This is a genomic window from Pseudomonas sp. 8(2025), assembly GCF_052665325.1.
Genome location: NZ_JBQOIE010000051.1, coordinates 1 through 409, shown reverse-complemented (window position 1 = coordinate 409; position 409 = coordinate 1). Strand labels below are relative to the sequence as shown.

Genomic DNA, 409 nt, shown 5'->3' with positions numbered 1-409 from the left:
GTACAGCAGCGCGATGAGCGCGAGCTTGCCGAAGAGGAGTACGACGTCGACGGTCATGGCGCCTAGTTCTTCGGGGCGTGGAAGACCAGACGGGTGATCCCCACGCTGATGACGTCGCCGTCCTTCAGAGGCAGCGGCGAGACGATGGGCTCGCCGTTGAGCAGCGTGCCGTTCGTGCTGCCGAGATCCTCGAGCACGACGGCTTCGCCCGCTTCACCGTGGGACAGCGCCGCGGACTGCCGGGCGGGGCGCGGGCCCCCCGGCGCGCGGGCGGTCCGCCCCCGGGCCCCTCGGGGCGGGGGCCCCCCGCGGGGGCGGCGGCGGCCGGGGGGGGGGGTTTTTTGGCACCCCCCCCCCCGGCGGGCGGGGGGGGGGGGGGGGGGGGGGGGGGGGGGGGGGGGGGGGGGGG

Annotated in this window: 1 protein-coding gene; it reads right to left on the bottom strand. The window is 78.2% G+C overall.

The genetic code is table 11. From position 1 onward, the window contains the following. Nucleotides 1–62 precede the first annotated feature (62 nt). Nucleotides 63–227, bottom strand: coding sequence for an FHA domain-containing protein (locus tag ACUXVH_RS31690; RefSeq protein ID WP_445496866.1), 165 nt, complete (start codon nucleotides 225–227; stop codon nucleotides 63–65). Nucleotides 228–409 lie beyond the last annotated feature (182 nt).